Consider the following 16,706-nt stretch of genomic DNA (forward strand, 5'->3'; position numbering starts at 1 on the left):
CATGAGGTTTGCCAGCGAACCGCTGATGACGGTTTTGAGATTTTCAGGTGGGGAGGCTTCCGGATCACGGAGGCACGGCCCATTACCTCGTAAAACAAAGCCCACGGCACGCCGTGGGCTTTATTGGCAGTCAGTCAGGCAACGCCTTACTGAGGCGAAACTTCGGTTTTAGGTTTGCCAAAGTGCCACTGGTAAACCACGAACTTGAAGTTCTTCAGGTCGCCCTTGGCGTCGTAGCTCAGGTCGCCAGTCGGAGTCTTGAAGGTGCCAGCGTGAATGGCTGCGGCCACTTTGGCGGTGTCTTCGCTCTTCGCTGCCTTGATACCTTCAGCGATGACTTCGACTGCCGAGTAGGCCGGGAACACGAACGGGCCGGTCGGGTCCTGTTTCTTGGCGGCGAATGCGTCAACCAGTGCCTTGTTGGCCGGATCCTGGTCGAAAGACTTCGGCAGGGTCACCAGCAGGCCTTCGGAAGCGTCCTGGGCGATCTGCGAGATGGATTCGTTGCCGACGCCTTCTGGCCCCATGAACTTGGCGTTCAGGCCTTTTTCCTTGGCTTGACGCAGGATCAGGCCCAGTTCGGGGTGGTAGCCGCCGTAGTAGACGAAGTCGACGTTGGCTTGCTTGAGTTTCTGGATGATCGAGGAGAAGTCCTTGTCGCCGGCGTTCAGGCCTTCGAACACGGCAACCTTGACGCCTTTGCCTTCGAGAGTTTTCTTCACGGCGGTGGCGATGCCTTCACCGTATTGCTGTTTGTCGTGCAGAACGGCAACGATTTTCGGCTTTACGTGATCGGCGATGTAGTTACCGGCGGCAGGGCCTTGGGCGCTGTCGAGGCCGATGGTGCGGAACACCATTTTGTAGCCACGGTTAGTGATGTCCGGGCTGGTGGCGGCCGGGGTGATCATGATCACGCCTTCGTCTTCGTAGATGTCCGAAGCCGGTTGAGTGGAGCTGGAGCAGAGGTGGCCGACCACGAACTTGACGCCGTCGTTGACCACTTTGTTGGCAACGGCAACGGCCTGTTTAGGGTCGCAGGCGTCATCGTATTCCTTGGCTTCGAGCATCTTGCCGTCAACACCGCCTTTGGCGTTGATCTGCTCGATGGCCATTTTAGCGCCGATGAACTGCATGTCACCGTACTGGGTCACTGGACCGGTTTTAGGGCCGGCGATGCCGATCTTGATGGTGTCAGCTGCGAACGAATGGCTGGCAACCCCGGCCAGAACCATAGCGGCAAACAGTTTGGAAATCTGCTTAGTAGCCTTATTCATAGTGCTCCACTCTTACTGTTGTAGTTTTTATAGTCCTGGCAGCCTGAGCCACAGAACCGGATCGATATCTTGGATATCCCCCGGAAATGCCCCCGGCAACTGTACCGGTACAGTGTAGAGCGCCGGTTGTTCGCTTGGAAAGCTGGCGCTCAGGGGCAATTTCTGGGAGTGTCGCATTTTTGAAAGAAAAAGACAGAATTGCGGCGGGATTTTGGCTGCGTAGTAACCCGATTCAGCGGCTATCCTTGCTTTCCTGCAGTTCTCGATCAATGACTCTATTGCATCCGGGTTTTTCTGCCAGAGCGCCGACGTTATGATTGCGCCGATTTCAATTCCGGACAGGGCCCATGACTCAAGAACCTAGCACCCTCTATGCCAAGCTGCTTGGTGAAACCGCATCTATTACCTGGAAGGAACTCGAACCGTTCTTCGCCAAGGGTGCCCTATTGTGGGTCGATCCCGACCTGGATTTGATCGCTGCCGCCGAGGCAGTTGCCCAGGACGAAGGCGAGAAAGTGGCTGCCTGGCTGGCCGCCGACAAACTCGCCAAGCTCTCTGAAACGCGGGCGCTGGATATTTTCGAGCGTGATCCGGAGTTGTGGGCAGTGGTCGTTTCGCCGTGGATTCTGATCCAGGAAAGGGCGCAGGCCTGAAGTGGCGCACCGATTTGGTGCTGGTGGCGTTCGGGTAAAAGTGTGTAGCCGAGTAGCGTGATGGCAGGTTGCCGTAGAGAAATGCCACAGGCAGGCGGGGGGAAGGTTACGTAAACGTAACGGGAACAGTTTAATAAGCAGCCGAATGGCTGCTTAATTGTTTCTGGATGTTGGAAATTTGCTGGATGTGAGGACGCCAATCGCGAGCTTGCTCGCGATTGGCCGTGACGCGGTCAGGCCGTCTTGCCCGTATGGTTATTCAGCGAGATGACCTTGGTCTTGCCGATGCGGTGGCGGTAGATCTCGCGCAGGTACTTGATGGCCTTTTTCACGCAATCGCGCGACAGGCGGATGTCGTTGATCGAGACGAATTTGTCTTTGTCGTTGATCAGCTCGCGGTACTTCTTCTCGTACATCGGCTTGATCGCGTACCAGTTGGTGTCGAGGATCTTCGCCGGGTTTTCGAACTCGTTGAGCAGCTCGTCGATTTTCGCCTCGTCGAAGTCTTCATGAATGATGAAGTCGAGGATCGAATTGTCCAGCGTTTCGTCGAAACGGTACGGATTGCGGGCGAAGCAGCGCTTGATGAACGCCACGATCAAGGTCAGGAAATCGTCTGACAGGCACGGGCTCTTGGCGATCAGGGTGGTCAGCGAAAGGTTGGCCGAGGCGCCGATCACCAGTGCATAACGCTTGAGCGTGGTGTTGGGGAACAGGCTGTTGAGGTGAGTCTTCAACCGGTTCAGGTCCATGTAGGACAGTTTGTAATCCTTGGGCAGCGATACGATCGACACCACCGACGAGCAGTTCTTGAAGAAGTGCAGGTCATGCAGCGCGGCAGCGTCGTAACCCGAGTTCTTGTACTGCTCAAGCGATGCGCGATAACGCTTGGACTCGATCGGCAACAGGCTGATACCTTCGATGGCCTGGGTCACTTTGTTGAAGTGCGGCAGGTCGATGGAGCGGAAGAACAGGTCGTCGATGTTCAGGCGCTGCGGCTCTTTGTCGAACACCTTGAACTTGTCGCTGCTCGGTGCCGGTTGCTCTGGCACCACCGACTCGGCGTAGGCAATCGCCACTGGCCCGGCCAGACTCATGAACAGGTCGTTGGCGTCCAGGCGAATGGTTTCGCCGATATCGATGCCGGCCCGGCGGAAATAGTTCTGATCGTAGTCGGTGGTGACCGCCTGGGCTGTCAGAATGTTGAAGATTTGCTGCGAGATGTACTGGTTGGCGTGCTTTTCCATGGCATTGACATCAATGTTCTGGATATTGCCGTCATCGTTCTCTTCGGCGTAACGCATGATGTCGTTGGAGATCAGCATCATCGCGTTCCATGGGCGGATGCGGCCCATGACGCTGGCTTCGCTGCTGTCTTCGTTGGCGAAGTTGTACGAGAAATCCCATTCTTCCGACAGGTACTTGCACAACAGGCGACCGGCGTTGATGTGCAGCGCTTCAGACATTTCACTGCGGTGATCGGAAATGTTCGGCAGTACACAAATGCCGCTGGTGAAGATCGGCTCGAAAACGAAGGAGTGGCCGCTCTTGCTGTCGTGTTCGTCCACCGGTTTGGTGTCGAACGTCTTGTTCATGTACGAGTGTTGCTGGGCCAGCCCGAACTCCGAGGCCATGCCCGAACCGGTACCGCCACCGGCGCTGAAGATCGAGAAGTACAGGCGCGACTGGTTGGCCTTGATGCCGCAGCTGTCGATCAGGTACGAGTGGATCATCTTCCAGTCGGGGCTGGAGAAACGCTGGGTGTCCTTGTTCAGGATGATCTTCGCCAGGTACTGGCCGAGGATCGGCGCGTTACCGGCGCCACCGGCGTGGACTTCCGAGAGGTCCATGATCTTCATTTTGCTGTAGTCGCGCAGGAAGCCGCTTTTTTCGCCCTTGCGCGAGAAACGGATACGTCCGGCGATGTCTTTATCCAGGTCGCCGAGCATCACCAGTGGTTCGACCAGGAACACCGGTTTGGTGGCCTTGCCGACACCCAGTTTGAGGTTGTTACGAATCCATTGCGCAGGGCTGTAGCCCTTTTCAGCATAGGGCTTGTCTTCGTTGTTGAACTCGTTGAGGTAGAACTTGCGGGCGTTGTACACCAGCTCCGCAACGTCCAGCGCAATGTTCGAACCGCAGCGACCCAGACCGATCAGGCACACCGAAGGGAATTCCTGCTGATGCAGTTCGTGGGCGTCTTCCAGGTGCGGCGGCTTGGGGAACACCAGATCGCGCAGGCCATCGAGGTTGTCGAGGATGCGATCGGTGTTGGTCTCGGTAAAGTACAGGTACTGCTGGGTCGCAAGCGGGCGCGAGCTGGTCAATGGCTTCGGGACTGAGGGTTTATCCGTGGCGGCGGTGAGCGTCAGTTCGGATACCGCTGGGGCAGGATTATTTTTAGAAGTCATTGTGCGCCATGTGCCTGGACTGGTTGGTTCGGTGGCGAGATGTCATCAAGCCATCACGAATAAAGAACTCGCGACTTTACAGCGCGATATTGTCCCCAGCGATAGGGCTTTACCTGAGCGTCGCTAGGGGGAATCCTTTCCTGAGTCATGATGAATCGGCCAAAATTTGGCGATCTTTAATCGAACGGAGGCAATTTGATGGCAGCGTTACCTTCTTTGGCGTTTGCCGGTATTGGCTTGATGGGTTTACCAATGTGTCGGCGTTTGTTGGCAGCGGGCTATCCACTGACCGTCTGGAACCGCAACCCCGACAAGTGCGCGCCCTTGGTCGAGGCCGGAGCGCGACAAGTGGCCACACCTGCCGAGCTGTGTCAGCACGCCGATCTGGTGATGTTGTGCCTGGCCAATACCGAGGTGGTACGCGAGGTCGTGTTCGGTGCTGCGGGCGTGGCATCCGGTGCGAAAACCGGTCAGTTGCTGGTGGATTTTTCCAGCTTGGAGCCCACCGCGACGCGGGAAATGGCTGCCGAACTGGTCAGTCGTACGGGCATGGGCTGGGTGGATGCGCCGGTGTCTGGTGGTGTGGCGGGGGCCGAGGCCGCAAGCCTGGCGATCATGGTGGGTGGTGAGTCAGCCGATGTCGAACGCGTACGCCTGGTGTTGTCGAGTCTTGGCCAACGGGTCACGCACATGGGCGCGGTCGGCGCTGGGCAAGTGACCAAGGCCTGCAATCAGATGATCGTTGCCTGCAATGCGTTGGTGATCGCTGAAGTGGTGGCGTTGGCTGAACGTTCAGGCGTGGAGGCGAGCCTGTTGGCCGAAGCATTGAGCGGCGGGTTTGCCGACTCTAAACCCTTGCAGATACTTGCCCCGCAAATGGCCGAGAGCCGTTTCGAACCCATAAAGTGGCATGTTCGAACGCTGCTCAAGGACCTGGATGGCGCCGTGAAGTTTTCCCGCGAGCAAGGCTCCGCGACGCCGATCAGTGGACTGGCCGCGCAGTTGATGCGTCTGCATGCAGGTCAGGGCTATCTGGAAAAAGATCCCGCGACACTAATCCATCTATACCGCGAGCCAGATTCAAAGGATTGATGGCGTGTGCGTGCTTGCGCTGGTTGATCTCGTTCAGTACCGGACGTAATTCAGCCAGCGGCACCGGGCGGCTCAACAAGTAACCCTGAACAAAGTCGCAACCGAAACGTTCGAGAAACTGGTACTGCTCCAGGGTTTCGACCCCTTCGGTGACCACTTGCAAATGCAGGGTGTGGGCCATGACGATAATGGCCTGGACGATCTCCATGTCCTGAGTGGCCTTGGGGATGTCCTGGATAAACGAACGGTCTATTTTCAGGGTGTTCAGCGGCAGACGCTTGAGGTAGGCCAGCGACGAATAACCGGTGCCGAAGTCGTCGATCGACAACGAAACTCCCAGCGCCCGAATCTTGCGCAGTAGCACCAGCGTATTGGCAATATTGCCCATCAGTGCGTTTTCCGTGACCTCCAGCTCCAGCCTCTGCGGTGAGACGCCGGCTGCTCGCAGCGCACTTTCGACTTCCTCGGCGAGCTCTTCGCGAGCGAGATTGAGAGGTGAGCAGTTCACGGCGATTTTCAACGACTCGCAGCCGTGCCTGGACAGCTCGCTAAGGTCTTCGCAGGCTTTGCGCAGCACCCAGTTGTCGAGTTCGGCGATCAAGCCATTGGCTTCGGCAATCGCGATGAAACGATCAGGGGCGAGCAAGCCGTGTATCGGGTGCTGCCAGCGAATCAGCGCTTCCAGTTTGGTGACCTGGCCGCTTTTGAGGTCATAGATCGGCTGGTAATAAAGCATCAATCCGTCTTCGTCGCGTAAGGCATTGCGCAGTTCTTCTTCGAGCTGCAGCGCCATCGTCGCCTTGGTTTTCAGGTTGGAGCTGAAGAAGTGCAGGCCGTTTCGGCCGTTGCCCTTGGATTGGTACAGCGCCAGGTCGGCGTGTTTCAGCAGTTCCTCGCAGGTTTTGCCGTCGTCAGGGAACACGCTGATACCGATGCTGGTGGTCATGACCATGCGCCTGCCGGCCAACTCGATCGGCTCCTTCATCTTTTGCATGATGCGCTGGGCCATGTGCCGTGCTTCGTCGCGCTCACGCAGGTTGATCAGAATGCAGAACTCATCGCCGCCAAACCGCGCGACCACATCGTCGTGACTGCGGGTCGAGCTTTTGATGTGGCTGGCGAGCACTTTCAACAGTTCGTCACCGGCGTCATGACCGAGGCTGTCGTTGATCCGCTTGAAGTGATCGATGTCCAGAAACATCACCGCCAGCATGCCGCCATGGGTGCTTTTCTCGATGAGCTTTTCGGCGAAGATCTGGTTGAAACCGCGGCGGTTGATCAGGTTGGTCAGGGGGTCGTAGTGCGCCACTTGTTGCAGCGACATGCGCGCCTGATCCAGTTGACTGAGCAGCGCGTTGACCCGGCGCAGGTCATGGTCCTTGTGCTGCAGTTTTTTGTCGGCGAGGGCGGCGCTGATGCTGCTGCCGATGACCACCAGCGCGATCAGCGCAATCGTCAGCGCCAGTTGCAGGTGGTCGTCGTCGACCGACAGTTGCATGGGGACGCCAGTCGGCAACACCAGGCTCATGGACTGCATGCCGGTGAAGTGCATGCTCACGATGCCGGCGCCGAGTACCAGGCTGGCGGTGTACTTGAGTACTTGATGAGCGATGCCGCCGCCGTTGCGCAGACCATGCGACAGCAGCAAGGCAATGGCGCTGGCACCGATGGCAATCAGGACCGACAGGCCGAACACGATTGGCTGGTAGTGGGCCACGGCGTTCGAGCGCATTGCCGTCATTCCCACGTAATGCATGGTGGCGATGCCCAGTCCGATGCAAATCGAGGTTTGCACGTATTGCCGCACGTTCAGTTGAGCATTGCTCAGGGTGTTCATCGCTACAAAGGCTGCAATAAAGGCGATCAACAGGGAAAGCAGGGTGGCCGGCAAGTCGTAATGGATGTCGATGGGGGCCTGGAACGCCAGCATGCTGATGAAGTGCATGGCCCAGATACCGCCCGACAGGCAGCAGGCACCGACCCAGCGCCAGAGCCGTTGAGAGGCAGGATTTTCGGCATTACCGACGCGTTCGGCCATGTCCAGCGTGGCGAAGCTGGCTGCACAGGCAACCAGATAGGCCAGTAGCACCAGAAAGGGGTTATGAGTGCAATTGAGGACGACTTGCCCGCTGCTCTCTGGCAGCTCGGTAATGAAATGCAAACCAGGCCACTCCATAGCATGCCCCGCCTTTGAGTCATTCTCTGCCGGCGCCATGAACGCTGGCGAATGTCTGGAGTATAGAGGCCGTGCACAGAGCACAAGAAATAGTGGCACATTGGCACTAATGATTTTGCAATAAGCCGGGGAGCGCTTAGACATAAATTGTCACGCGCGCGGCGTTGGCTGTCATGAGCGGGTATCAGCCTGACGAATAATGACAGACAGCGGCCATGGCGCTGACTAGATTGCGGGTACCGGGCTGGAGTGTTGTCGGCAGTGAAGCCCTCATAACAATAAAAGAGACGGACCCATGCAGAACTCGACCCAAGCGGCGAATGCCTGGCGCATTCTGTTCCTGCTGTTTCTGGCCAATCTGTTCAACTTCTTCGATCGTACAATCCCGGCGATTATCATCGAGCCAATCCGCATGGAATGGCACCTCAGCGACTTTCAACTGGGGATCATCGGTACTGCATTCACGATCGTTTATGCCATTGCCGGTCTGCCGTTAGGGCGACTGGCGGACACCGGTTCGCGCAGCAAACTGATGGGCTGGGGCTTGGCGGTCTGGAGCGGGTTGACCGCAGTCAACGGCCTGGTGGGGAGTTTCTGGAGTTTCCTGATCGTGCGCATGGGGATCGGCATCGGTGAAGCCAGCTATGCGCCGGCCGCCAATTCGCTGATCGGTGATTTGTTCCCGGCACACCGTCGGGCGCGGGCCATGGGGATCTTCATGCTCGGTTTGCCGCTGGGCCTGTTGCTGGCGTTCTTCACCATCGGCGCGATGGTCAAGGCGTTCGACAGCTGGCGTGCACCATTCTTTATCGCGGCGATCCCGGGTTTGATCCTGGCGATCTTCATGTTCTTCATCAAAGAACCCCAGCGCGGCGCGGCGGAAACTGTGCGCGTGTCCCAGGAGCGGGTGGATCGGCCGATTCGCCGGGTACTGGCGATTCCAACGTTCCTCTGGCTGGTAATGGCGGGGCTGTGTTTCAACTTCGCCACCTATGCCTGTAACTCGTTTCTGGTGCCGATGTTGCAGCGCTACTTTCAGATGCCATTGCAGCAAGCGGCGGTGGCGACCGGGGTGATCGTCGGTGTGACCGGCTTGTTCGGCCTGACGCTGGGCGGCTGGGTGGCTGACAAGATTCACCAGCGGGTGGCCAACGGTCGGCTGCTGTTTGCTGCGTTCAGCCTGATCATCTCGACCCTGTGCACGGCCTGGGCACTGCATGCAGGACGGATTGAAATCGGTGTGTTCGTCGCCGTATTCAGCGTCGGCTGGTTGTTTGCCTACAACTTCTATACCTGCGTTTACACGGCTATTCAGGATGTGGTCGAACCGCGTTTGCGCGCCACGGCGATGGCGTTGTTTTTTGCCGGACTCTACCTGTTGGGCGGTGGCTTGGGGCCGGTGGTGGTCGGCGCTTTGTCCGATCACTTTGCCCATAGCGCAATGCTGGCGGCCGGCGCCGAGCAAATGAACGAGGCCTTCAAGGCGGCAGGGCTGCATGACGCGATGTACCTGATTCCGGTGGCGTTGTTTTCGACTATGGTGTTTCTGTTCCTGGCTTCGCGGTGTTTTGTGCGGGATGCCAAGCGGATGAAGGAAGGGTTGGTGGCGGTGGTTGAGCCCGGAATTGCGGTGGCAACAGCTTAAGATCTTGCAGGTCTTCAGAAAACAAAAAGGCCCGCATCGCTGCGGGCCTTTTGTTTTTACCGGAGGAGAGGAGGGATTACCCCGCCACCAGCACCCGGATCGCTTCCAGTCGCAGTGCCGCTTTATCGAGCATGGCCAGGCCTTGCTCGCGCTGTTGGCGCAGGGCAACCAGTTCGCTGTCGCGCACGGTCGGGTTGACCGCTTGCAGGGCGGTCAGGCGCGCCAGCTCTTCTTCGGTGTCGGCGGCCAGGCGGCGTTGCGCTTCGGCTACACGTTCGGCGTGGCGCGGAGTGATCTTCTCTTCACCGGCATTGATGCGCGGTGTCAGTTGATCACGCTGGGCCTGGACAAACTTGTTGGCGCTGGCGCGAGGCACGCTTTCGAGCTGGTCGTTGAGGGTTTCGAACGAGACGCGGCCCGACAGGTCGTTGCCGTTGGCATCGAGCAGGCAGCGCAGCGCGGCCGGCGGCAGGTAACGGCCCAGTTGCAGCGAGCGCGGGGCAACCACTTCGCTGACATAGAGCAGTTCCAGCAACACGGTGCCAGGCTTGAGCGCCTTGTTCTTGATCAGCGCCACGGCGGTGTTGCCCATCGAACCGGACAGCACCAGGTCCATGCCGCCCTGAACCATCGGGTGCTCCCAGGTGATGAATTGCATGTCTTCGCGAGACAGCGCCTGGTTGCGGTCGTAGGTGATGGTCACGCCTTCGTCGTCACCCAGCGGGAAGCTGGCGTCGAGCATTTTTTCGCTCGGCTTGAGGATCAGCGCGTTTTCCGAATGGTCTTCGCTGTCGATGCCGAATGCGTCGAACAGGGTTTCCATGTAGATCGGCAGGGCGAACTGATCGTCTTGCTCAAGAATCGCCTCAACCAGCGCGTCACCTTCGCCAGCGCCACCGGAGTTGAGTTCCAGCAGGCGGTCACGACCGCTGTGCAACTCGGCTTCGAGGTTTTCACGGGTGGTGCGGGCTTCGTCGATCAGCGCTTGCCACTCGCCGTCATCGGCATTTTCCAGCAGCGGCAGCAGGCGCGGGCCGAACTGATGCTGCAAGGCGTTGCCGGTCGGGCAGGTGTTGAGGAACGCATTCAGCGCTTCGTGATACCACTGGAACAGGCGCTCTTGCGGGCTGGTTTCCAGGTACGGCACGTGCAGTTCGATGACGTGCTTCTGACCGATCCGGTCCAGACGCCCGATCCGCTGTTCCAGCAGGTCAGGGTGCGATGGCAGATCGAACAGCACCAGGTGGTGGGAGAACTGGAAGTTGCGACCTTCACTGCCGATTTCCGAACAGATCAGTACCTGGGCACCGAATTCTTCGTCAGCGAAGTAAGCCGCCGCGCGGTCACGTTCGAGGATGTTCATGCCTTCGTGGAACACCGTGGCCGGAATGCCGGAACGTACGCGCAGGGCGTCTTCCAGGTCCATCGCGGTTTCGGCGTGGGCACAGATCACCAGCACTTTGGTGCGCTTGAGCATTTTCAGCTGGTCGATCAGCCATTCGACACGAGGGTCGAAGCGCCACCAGCGTTGTTCTTCATCTATATCCGGCTGAGCCTGGAAGCTGACTTCCGGATACAGCTCGGCGTGTTCGCCCAGCGGCAGTTCTAGGTATTCGTCCGGGCACGGCAGCGGGTACGGGTGCAGTTTGCGTTCCGGGAAGCCTTGTACCGCGGCGCGGGTGTTGCGGAACAGCACGCGGCCAGTGCCGTGGCGGTCCAGCAATTCGCGGACCAGACGGGCGCTGGCCTCGGCGTCGCCAGCGTTGACGGCAGTCAGCAGCGCTTCGCCTTCGTCACCGAGGAAACCCTGGATGGTTTTGTGTGCGGCCGGGGACAAGCGCCCCTGGTCCATCAGCTCCTGAACGGCTTCGGCCACCGGGCGATAGTTTTCGCTCTCGGCGCGGAAGGCTTTCAGGTCATGGAAACGGTTTGGATCGAGCAGGCGCAGGCGCGCGAAGTGGCTGTCCTGACCCAGTTGCTCCGGGGTCGCGGTCAGCAGCAGCACACCGGGAATGGTTTCCGCGAGTTGCTCGACCAGCGAATACTCAGGGCTGACCTGATCTTCGTGCCACACCAGGTGGTGCGCTTCGTCGACCACCAGCAGGTCCCAGCCGGCAGCGAACAACGCGTCCTGGGCCTTTTCGTCGTCCACCAGCCATTCCAGAGCGACCAGTGCGAGCTGGGTGTCTTCGAACGGGTTGCCGGCATCGCTTTCGATGAAGCGTTCTTCGTCGAACAGCGCGACTTGCAGGTTGAAACGACGGCGCATCTCCACCAGCCATTGGTGCTGGAGGTTTTCCGGAACCAGGATCAGCACGCGGTTGGCGCGGCCCGAGAGCAGTTGGCGATGGATCACCAGACCGGCTTCGATGGTTTTACCCAGACCTACTTCGTCCGCCAACAGAACCCGCGGCGCAATACGGTCAGCGACTTCACGAGCGATGTGCAATTGGTGAGCGATCGGCTGCGCACGCACGCCACCCAGGCCCCAGAGCGAGGATTGCAACTGGCGGCTGGTGTGTTCCAGGGTGTGGTAACGCAGGGAGAACCAGGCCAGTGGGTCGATCTGTCCGGCGAACAAACGGTCGCTGGCCAGACGGAACTGGATGAAGTTCGACAGTTGGGTCTCAGGCAGCGTGACGACTTCGTTCTGTGCGTTGAGCCCGTGATAGACCAGCAGGCCGTCGACGTCGTCGACTTCGCGCACGGTCATTTTCCAGCCTTCGAAGTGAGTGATCATGTCACCCGGAGAAAACCTCACGCGAGTGAGGGGCGCATTCCGTAGCGCGTACTGGCGAGTGTCGCCAGTGGCCGGATAGAGCACGGTCAGCAAGCGACCGTCCTGTGCCAGAACGGTGCCTAGACCTAGCTCGGCTTCGCTGTCACTAATCCAGCGTTGCCCCGGTTGATACTGCTGCGCCATGCTGCCTGACTCCCGCCTTGAAAAAGCCGACTATATTAACGGATGCGGGTCCCGAGGCCAAAGGGTTACTCGCGTAGGAGCGGCCGAAGGTTCGGGCCGCGTTGGCTCGCAAGTTTGCGACCGTTGGCTCAAGTCGCCGACTCAGCAGCCGACAGCCTGCTGTCAGGAGACTAATAACCATGCTGCCACCGATGCTCCCCTTGAGTGCCGTGCCGATTACTTCCCAACAGGATCCGATACGCCAGCGGCCGGATATTCCGCCGGTGGTGCCGGTGGAGGCGAGTTCCAGCGAAAGTACGATCGACCTGCACAAGCGCCATGCCGAAGAGTCGGCGCAGTTGTTGCGCGAAGAGCAACGGCGTCAGCAAGCGCGCGACAAGCGTCGCCGCGAAGCCGAAGAGGACCCTGAAGAGCACTTGGCTGTGCCGGGTGACGAGTTGAACGCCGACAACACGGTGCCGGTTGTCCCGCTGATAGACGATCAGCCGCGCCAGGGATTGTGGGTCGATGTCGAGGTCTGACGCTTACTCACTTTTTGTTGCGCTGTGATGTTGCTGGCGACTGGTCAGCGCCGGCTATTGGCCGCATTATTGGCAAACCCTGAGCGGGCAGGGTGACAGTAGTCACTTTGCTACGCCTGTATTGACCTTGAAGATGTAAGCCACGCCATGAGCCAAGATGACAAGCTGATTGACCTCAACACTGAGCGTGCCAAGCGCGTGCATGACCTTAATGAAAAGCGCCTGAACGAAGTGCGCCAGGCTTTCGAGCAGGCCATGCCTTTGGGTAAAGCGAAGAAAAAGCCGAAAAACAAACCGAAAAAGCGTTGATCCTCCCTGTTTCCATTGATGCAGGTCAGTTATTTCCCTTCCTTTTACGCCCGGTCTTGGGCGGCATTGATCCCGGTCAATTTTCTTCTGCGCCCGATTGGGTAACTTAGCCCCATCGCAACAGGGCAAGTGCAGGAGGCCAGTCATGTTTTTCGATAATGTGGTGATTGCCGGAGTGCTGACAGTTGGCCTCATGGTTCTGTTTTTTGCCGGGTTTGGATTTTTTATCTGGAAAGACGCACATAAGCGTAAAAAGCCTTAGGTCTTTCTGGAAGCACGAGCACGCAAGGCATTTTGGGCGACTTCGGTCGCCCTTTTTTTTTTGCCTGCGGTTTTTTGCGGAGTCAGCGCTTGTAGGTGTACACCAATCAAACCTGTAGGAGCTGAGCTTGCTCGCGATGGCGGCCTGACAGCCGGCCAATCTCTTGCGGGTGTACATATCCGTTGCTGCGGTAACGGCCGCTTACGGTTTCGCCCTTACGGCGCCTCACTTTTCCAAACGCCGGGGTGCCGGCCCAGCGAAAAGTAAGCAAAAGTCTTCGCCCCAAGCGTACGGCACCTCGCCTAGGCTCGGCGTCCCCTTGCTCCGGTGTCCGTCAGGGGGCATCGCCTACGGTCTGCTTCGCGACGACCTCCTCTCGATGTGTCCGGCTGCGCCGTACGGCGCTGCGCGCCCACCCCCTGATGAACACCTCCACTCGGCCTCCCGATAGGGGCGGGTGGATCAAGATCAACAGCAACAGCACGGCGGCCTGCCGGCCGGCCTGAGTGGTAAGAGCGCGTATGGCTTAGATCTCGTTCCCACGCGCAGCAAAGGAATGCCGCCCGGGACGCTCCGCGTCCCTTCAAGGACATGGAAACGATCAACAAATCCTTGCAAATCCTGCAGGCATAAAAAAAGCGCGACCTCCAGGAGGGCGCGCCTTTTTTGTACGGCGGTAGATCAGCTGCCGAGTGCCTTCGATGCCAGCCAGAACAGGCCGGCCGACAGGGCCACCGTTGCTGGCAGGGTCAGGACCCAGGCCAGCAGGATGGTTTTCACGGTGCCGCCTTGCAGGCCGCTTTTGTTGGCGATCATGGTCCCGGCCACACCCGAAGACAGCACGTGGGTGGTCGATACCGGCAGGCTGAAGATGTTCGCCAGGCCGATCATGCCCGCCGTGGTGATTTGTGCCGACATGCCTTGAGCGTAAGTCATGCCTTGCTTGCCGATTTTCTCGCCGATGGTCAGTACCACGCGTTTCCAGCCAACCATGGTGCCCAGTCCGAGTGCCAGGGCGACCGCCAGAATCACCCAGAACGGGGCATATTCGGTGGTGGTGGTCAGGTCTTTGCGCAGTTTGTCCAGGTCAGCCTTTTCGCGGGCATCGAGGCCAGGCAACTTGCCGACCTTTTTCGCCGTATCGTCCAGGCAGAGCAGGTAGCGACGCACTTCAATGCGGCTTTCTTGCGACAGCGAGTGGTAGTCCGCTACACCCTTGAGGGTGCCGAGCAGGGCGGTAATGGTCGGTTCGGTCTGTTGCGGGTTGCAGCGGAATTTCTCCGGCAAATCGCCATCCAGGCTTTTGCCCAAGGCCAGGAACTCGCCCAGGGTATCGGCATTACGCTTATAGAACTGGCTCAGGTGCAGGGTCGCATCGCGAGTCCGCTCGATCTGGTAGGTGGTGCTGCTCAGGTCGAGTACGAACTGGGCCGGCACGATACCGATCAATACCAGCATGATCAGGCCGATGCCTTTCTGGCCATCGTTGGAGCCGTGAACAAAGCTGACAGCCATTGCCGAGATCACCAGAACCAGGCGGTTCCAGAACGGCGGGTGCTTCTTGTCGTCAAGCTTGCGGCGTTGGTCCGGTGTCTTGTGCATCTTGGACAGGGGACGCCACCATTTCAGGCCAACCAGCACCAGCGCGGCTACCAGGAAACCGGCTAATGGCGAGAACACCAGCGAGGCGCCGATATCGATCGCTTTCTGCCAGTTGACACCGTCAGCCAATGGAATGTCGTTGATCAGGGCGTTCGCCAGGCCCACACCGAGGATCGAACCGATCAAGGTATGGGAGCTTGAGGCCGGGATACCGAAGTACCAGGTCCCCAGGTTCCAGGTGATGGCCGCAGCGAGCAACGAGAACACCATCGCCAACCCGTGGCCGGTATTCACATTGATCAGCAGTTCCACCGGCAACAGGTGGACGATGGCATACGCCACGCCAACGCCGCCCAGCAATACGCCGAGGAAATTGAACACACCGGAAAAGAACACTGCCAGATGAGGCGGCATGGCTTTGGTGTAGATAACAGTGGCAACCGCGTTAGCGGTGTCATGAAAGCCGTTGATGAACTCGAAGGCGAGGACAAAGGCCAGGGCGAGCAAGAGGCTCACAAGCACCCAAGCATCCAGTCCGCTGAATAAATCGATCATGAAGGTTTTCTGACCCGGTCATAAGGGGGCGCGATTATGCCAGAAAACCCTGCTAATCAATGCACTTGCTGCTCATCGGTTACATTCTTCAACGAATTAGTGTGTAACAAGGCCCTAAGTCCCAGCGTTGCCGTAGGTTTTTCAAGCCTTTGATTTCATTGGGTGTTGTGGCGCACGCCGGCATTTCAGCGACTTCGATGGGAGGCCGAACGGGGTGTGTGAAATATCTGTAAGGAGGGCCAGCCAAGCGCCAATAACCTCATCCGGTAGGAGTGAGGTGGCAATCGCCGGCTTTTAGCAGGCGCGATATGGGACGCCATTTCATTCAGCGTGTAGCTGAAGGTGACGCAGGCCCTGAAAACTCAAACCTTCGCGATTATGGCTCTTCGGCTTTGAGTTCCTTTTCCATCTTCTGCAGTTCCTGGGTAAAGGCCTGATCGAGGATGCTGGCGCGTTTACGCCAAGGTTTGCGTTCCGGGTCGGGCTGAGCGGCGTAGGTGGTGACTTCCCCGCCGTAAACTTCCTTGTAACGTTGTTCCTGGCGCTCAAGTTCCGCGCGCAGTTCTTCTTTCGTCACAGTGTTACCTAATTGAGTTGAGATAAATTCTGGTGATACGCACTGCATTCGTTGTGTCGGTCACACGACTCTCGAGCAGAGTGTCCGGGAAGACACCCATTGCGACAGCGTTGTGCTTGACAGCTTCCTTCGTGCAGGCGGCCACGGCACCAGAGTAGAACCACTGACGTAGCATCAGTTTCTTTGTTTTTTGCAAACGCATGGGTCGGGCATTCGAAATGAGCGTCAGGCGTTTGCCAGCAGGAAGCAGGGTTGAAACCTCGCGCTGCCTGAGTGATTGGATCCCGTAGTTGCCAACAAGCACGGTCATCACTGAGTTGCATTATAGCGACCGATTGGCAGAACACTATCTCGAATAACTTAAAAGTGCTTCGTTCTGTGAATTTGTGTTGTTACCCGCAAGTCGTGTGTGCAGTGCACTTTGGGGCAACGTCTTTAACAAGCCCATTTCCTGGCGCCATTAAGTCGTACAAGTTGAGTGGATTAGAACGTGGTTGTTATTCAGTGTCAGCTAAAGTGTCAAAATCTGTAATGAACGGTTCCCGGTCTTATCGGAAAATGTACCGCAGGCCTTATGCCATTGGGTCGTGCGTCGGTTGATTGCGATTATCGATTAATGGTTCGATAATCGCCCAACCTTGGCTGCCGATGCTTGTACACAAGCTCCGGAGCAGCTTGTAATAGCTATCGAACTCTGGGGAATGAC

At 58.2% G+C, this 16,706-nt stretch carries 13 protein-coding genes; 6 read left to right on the forward strand and 7 right to left on the reverse strand.

Annotation, left to right across the window (positions count from 1 at the left end):
• Window positions 1-146: 146 nt before the first annotated feature.
• Window positions 147-1,274, reverse strand: coding sequence for a branched-chain amino acid ABC transporter substrate-binding protein (locus AO353_RS17125; protein ID WP_054596019.1), 1,128 nt, complete (start codon window positions 1,272-1,274; stop codon window positions 147-149).
• Window positions 1,275-1,621: 347 nt separating this feature from the next.
• On the opposite strand from AO353_RS17125, the gene AO353_RS17130 reads away from it, so the two are divergent.
• Window positions 1,622-1,927: a DUF2288 domain-containing protein gene (locus AO353_RS17130; RefSeq protein WP_054596020.1), complete on the forward strand. Its 306-nt coding sequence runs from the start codon at window positions 1,622-1,624 to the stop codon at window positions 1,925-1,927.
• A 233-nt stretch (window positions 1,928-2,160) separates the two neighbouring features.
• On the opposite strand, the gene AO353_RS17135 is transcribed toward AO353_RS17130, so the two are convergent.
• Window positions 2,161-4,338 (reverse strand): hypothetical protein, encoded by a 2,178-nt coding sequence (locus AO353_RS17135; protein ID WP_054596021.1) that lies wholly within the window; start codon window positions 4,336-4,338, stop codon window positions 2,161-2,163.
• Window positions 4,339-4,533: 195 nt separating this feature from the next.
• Between AO353_RS17135 and AO353_RS17140 the strand changes: the two genes are divergently transcribed.
• Entirely contained in the window at window positions 4,534-5,430 is an 897-nt protein-coding gene (locus tag AO353_RS17140) for an NAD(P)-dependent oxidoreductase (protein ID WP_081013747.1), read from the forward strand.
• On the opposite strand, the gene AO353_RS17145 is transcribed toward AO353_RS17140, so the two are convergent.
• On the reverse strand, window positions 5,321-7,606 hold the full coding sequence (locus tag AO353_RS17145) for a putative bifunctional diguanylate cyclase/phosphodiesterase (RefSeq protein ID WP_054596023.1): 2,286 nt from the start codon (window positions 7,604-7,606) through the stop codon (window positions 5,321-5,323). The genes AO353_RS17140 and AO353_RS17145 overlap by 110 nt on opposite strands.
• Before the next feature lie 295 nt (window positions 7,607-7,901).
• Here AO353_RS17145 and AO353_RS17150 point away from each other — a divergent pair, with 295 nt between their 5' ends.
• Complete coding sequence (locus AO353_RS17150; RefSeq protein WP_054596024.1) at window positions 7,902-9,251, forward strand: spinster family MFS transporter; 1,350 nt, start codon at window positions 7,902-7,904, stop codon at window positions 9,249-9,251.
• Between the two features lie 76 nt (window positions 9,252-9,327).
• Here the strand turns inward: AO353_RS17150 and rapA are convergent, their stop codons facing one another.
• A complete protein-coding gene (gene rapA / locus AO353_RS17155; protein ID WP_054596025.1) occupies window positions 9,328-12,174 on the reverse strand; it encodes an RNA polymerase-associated protein RapA in 2,847 nt (948 codons plus the stop codon).
• A 179-nt stretch (window positions 12,175-12,353) separates the two neighbouring features.
• Here rapA and AO353_RS17160 point away from each other — a divergent pair, with 179 nt between their 5' ends.
• The 3 genes from AO353_RS17160 (at window position 12,354) to ccoM (ending at window position 13,266) form a co-directional block, all read left to right on the forward strand.
• Window positions 12,354-12,695, forward strand: coding sequence for a hypothetical protein (locus tag AO353_RS17160; protein ID WP_054596026.1), 342 nt, complete (start codon window positions 12,354-12,356; stop codon window positions 12,693-12,695).
• A gap of 147 nt (window positions 12,696-12,842) precedes the next feature.
• Window positions 12,843-13,004: a hypothetical protein gene (locus tag AO353_RS31375; protein ID WP_007906621.1), complete on the forward strand. Its 162-nt coding sequence runs from the start codon at window positions 12,843-12,845 to the stop codon at window positions 13,002-13,004.
• 145 nt (window positions 13,005-13,149) lie between these two features.
• Window positions 13,150-13,266, forward strand: a complete 117-nt coding sequence (gene ccoM, locus AO353_RS31955; protein WP_007926603.1) for a cytochrome c oxidase subunit CcoM — start codon at window positions 13,150-13,152, stop codon at window positions 13,264-13,266.
• A 681-nt stretch (window positions 13,267-13,947) separates the two neighbouring features.
• On the opposite strand, the gene AO353_RS17170 is transcribed toward ccoM, so the two are convergent.
• The 3 genes from AO353_RS17170 to AO353_RS17180 all read right to left on the reverse strand — a co-directional run bounded on the left by AO353_RS17170 (window position 13,948) and on the right by AO353_RS17180 (window position 16,310).
• Window positions 13,948-15,423, reverse strand: a complete 1,476-nt coding sequence (locus tag AO353_RS17170) for an inorganic phosphate transporter (RefSeq protein WP_054596027.1) — start codon at window positions 15,421-15,423, stop codon at window positions 13,948-13,950.
• A gap of 376 nt (window positions 15,424-15,799) precedes the next feature.
• On the reverse strand, window positions 15,800-16,000 hold the full coding sequence (locus AO353_RS17175) for a hypothetical protein (protein WP_019692194.1): 201 nt from the start codon (window positions 15,998-16,000) through the stop codon (window positions 15,800-15,802).
• A gap of 4 nt (window positions 16,001-16,004) precedes the next feature.
• A complete protein-coding gene (locus AO353_RS17180) occupies window positions 16,005-16,310 on the reverse strand; it encodes a hypothetical protein (protein ID WP_054596028.1) in 306 nt (101 codons plus the stop codon).
• Window positions 16,311-16,706: the final 396 nt, after the last annotated feature.

The organism is Pseudomonas fluorescens, assembly GCF_001307155.1.
Classification (GTDB): domain Bacteria; phylum Pseudomonadota; class Gammaproteobacteria; order Pseudomonadales; family Pseudomonadaceae; genus Aquipseudomonas; species Aquipseudomonas helvetica.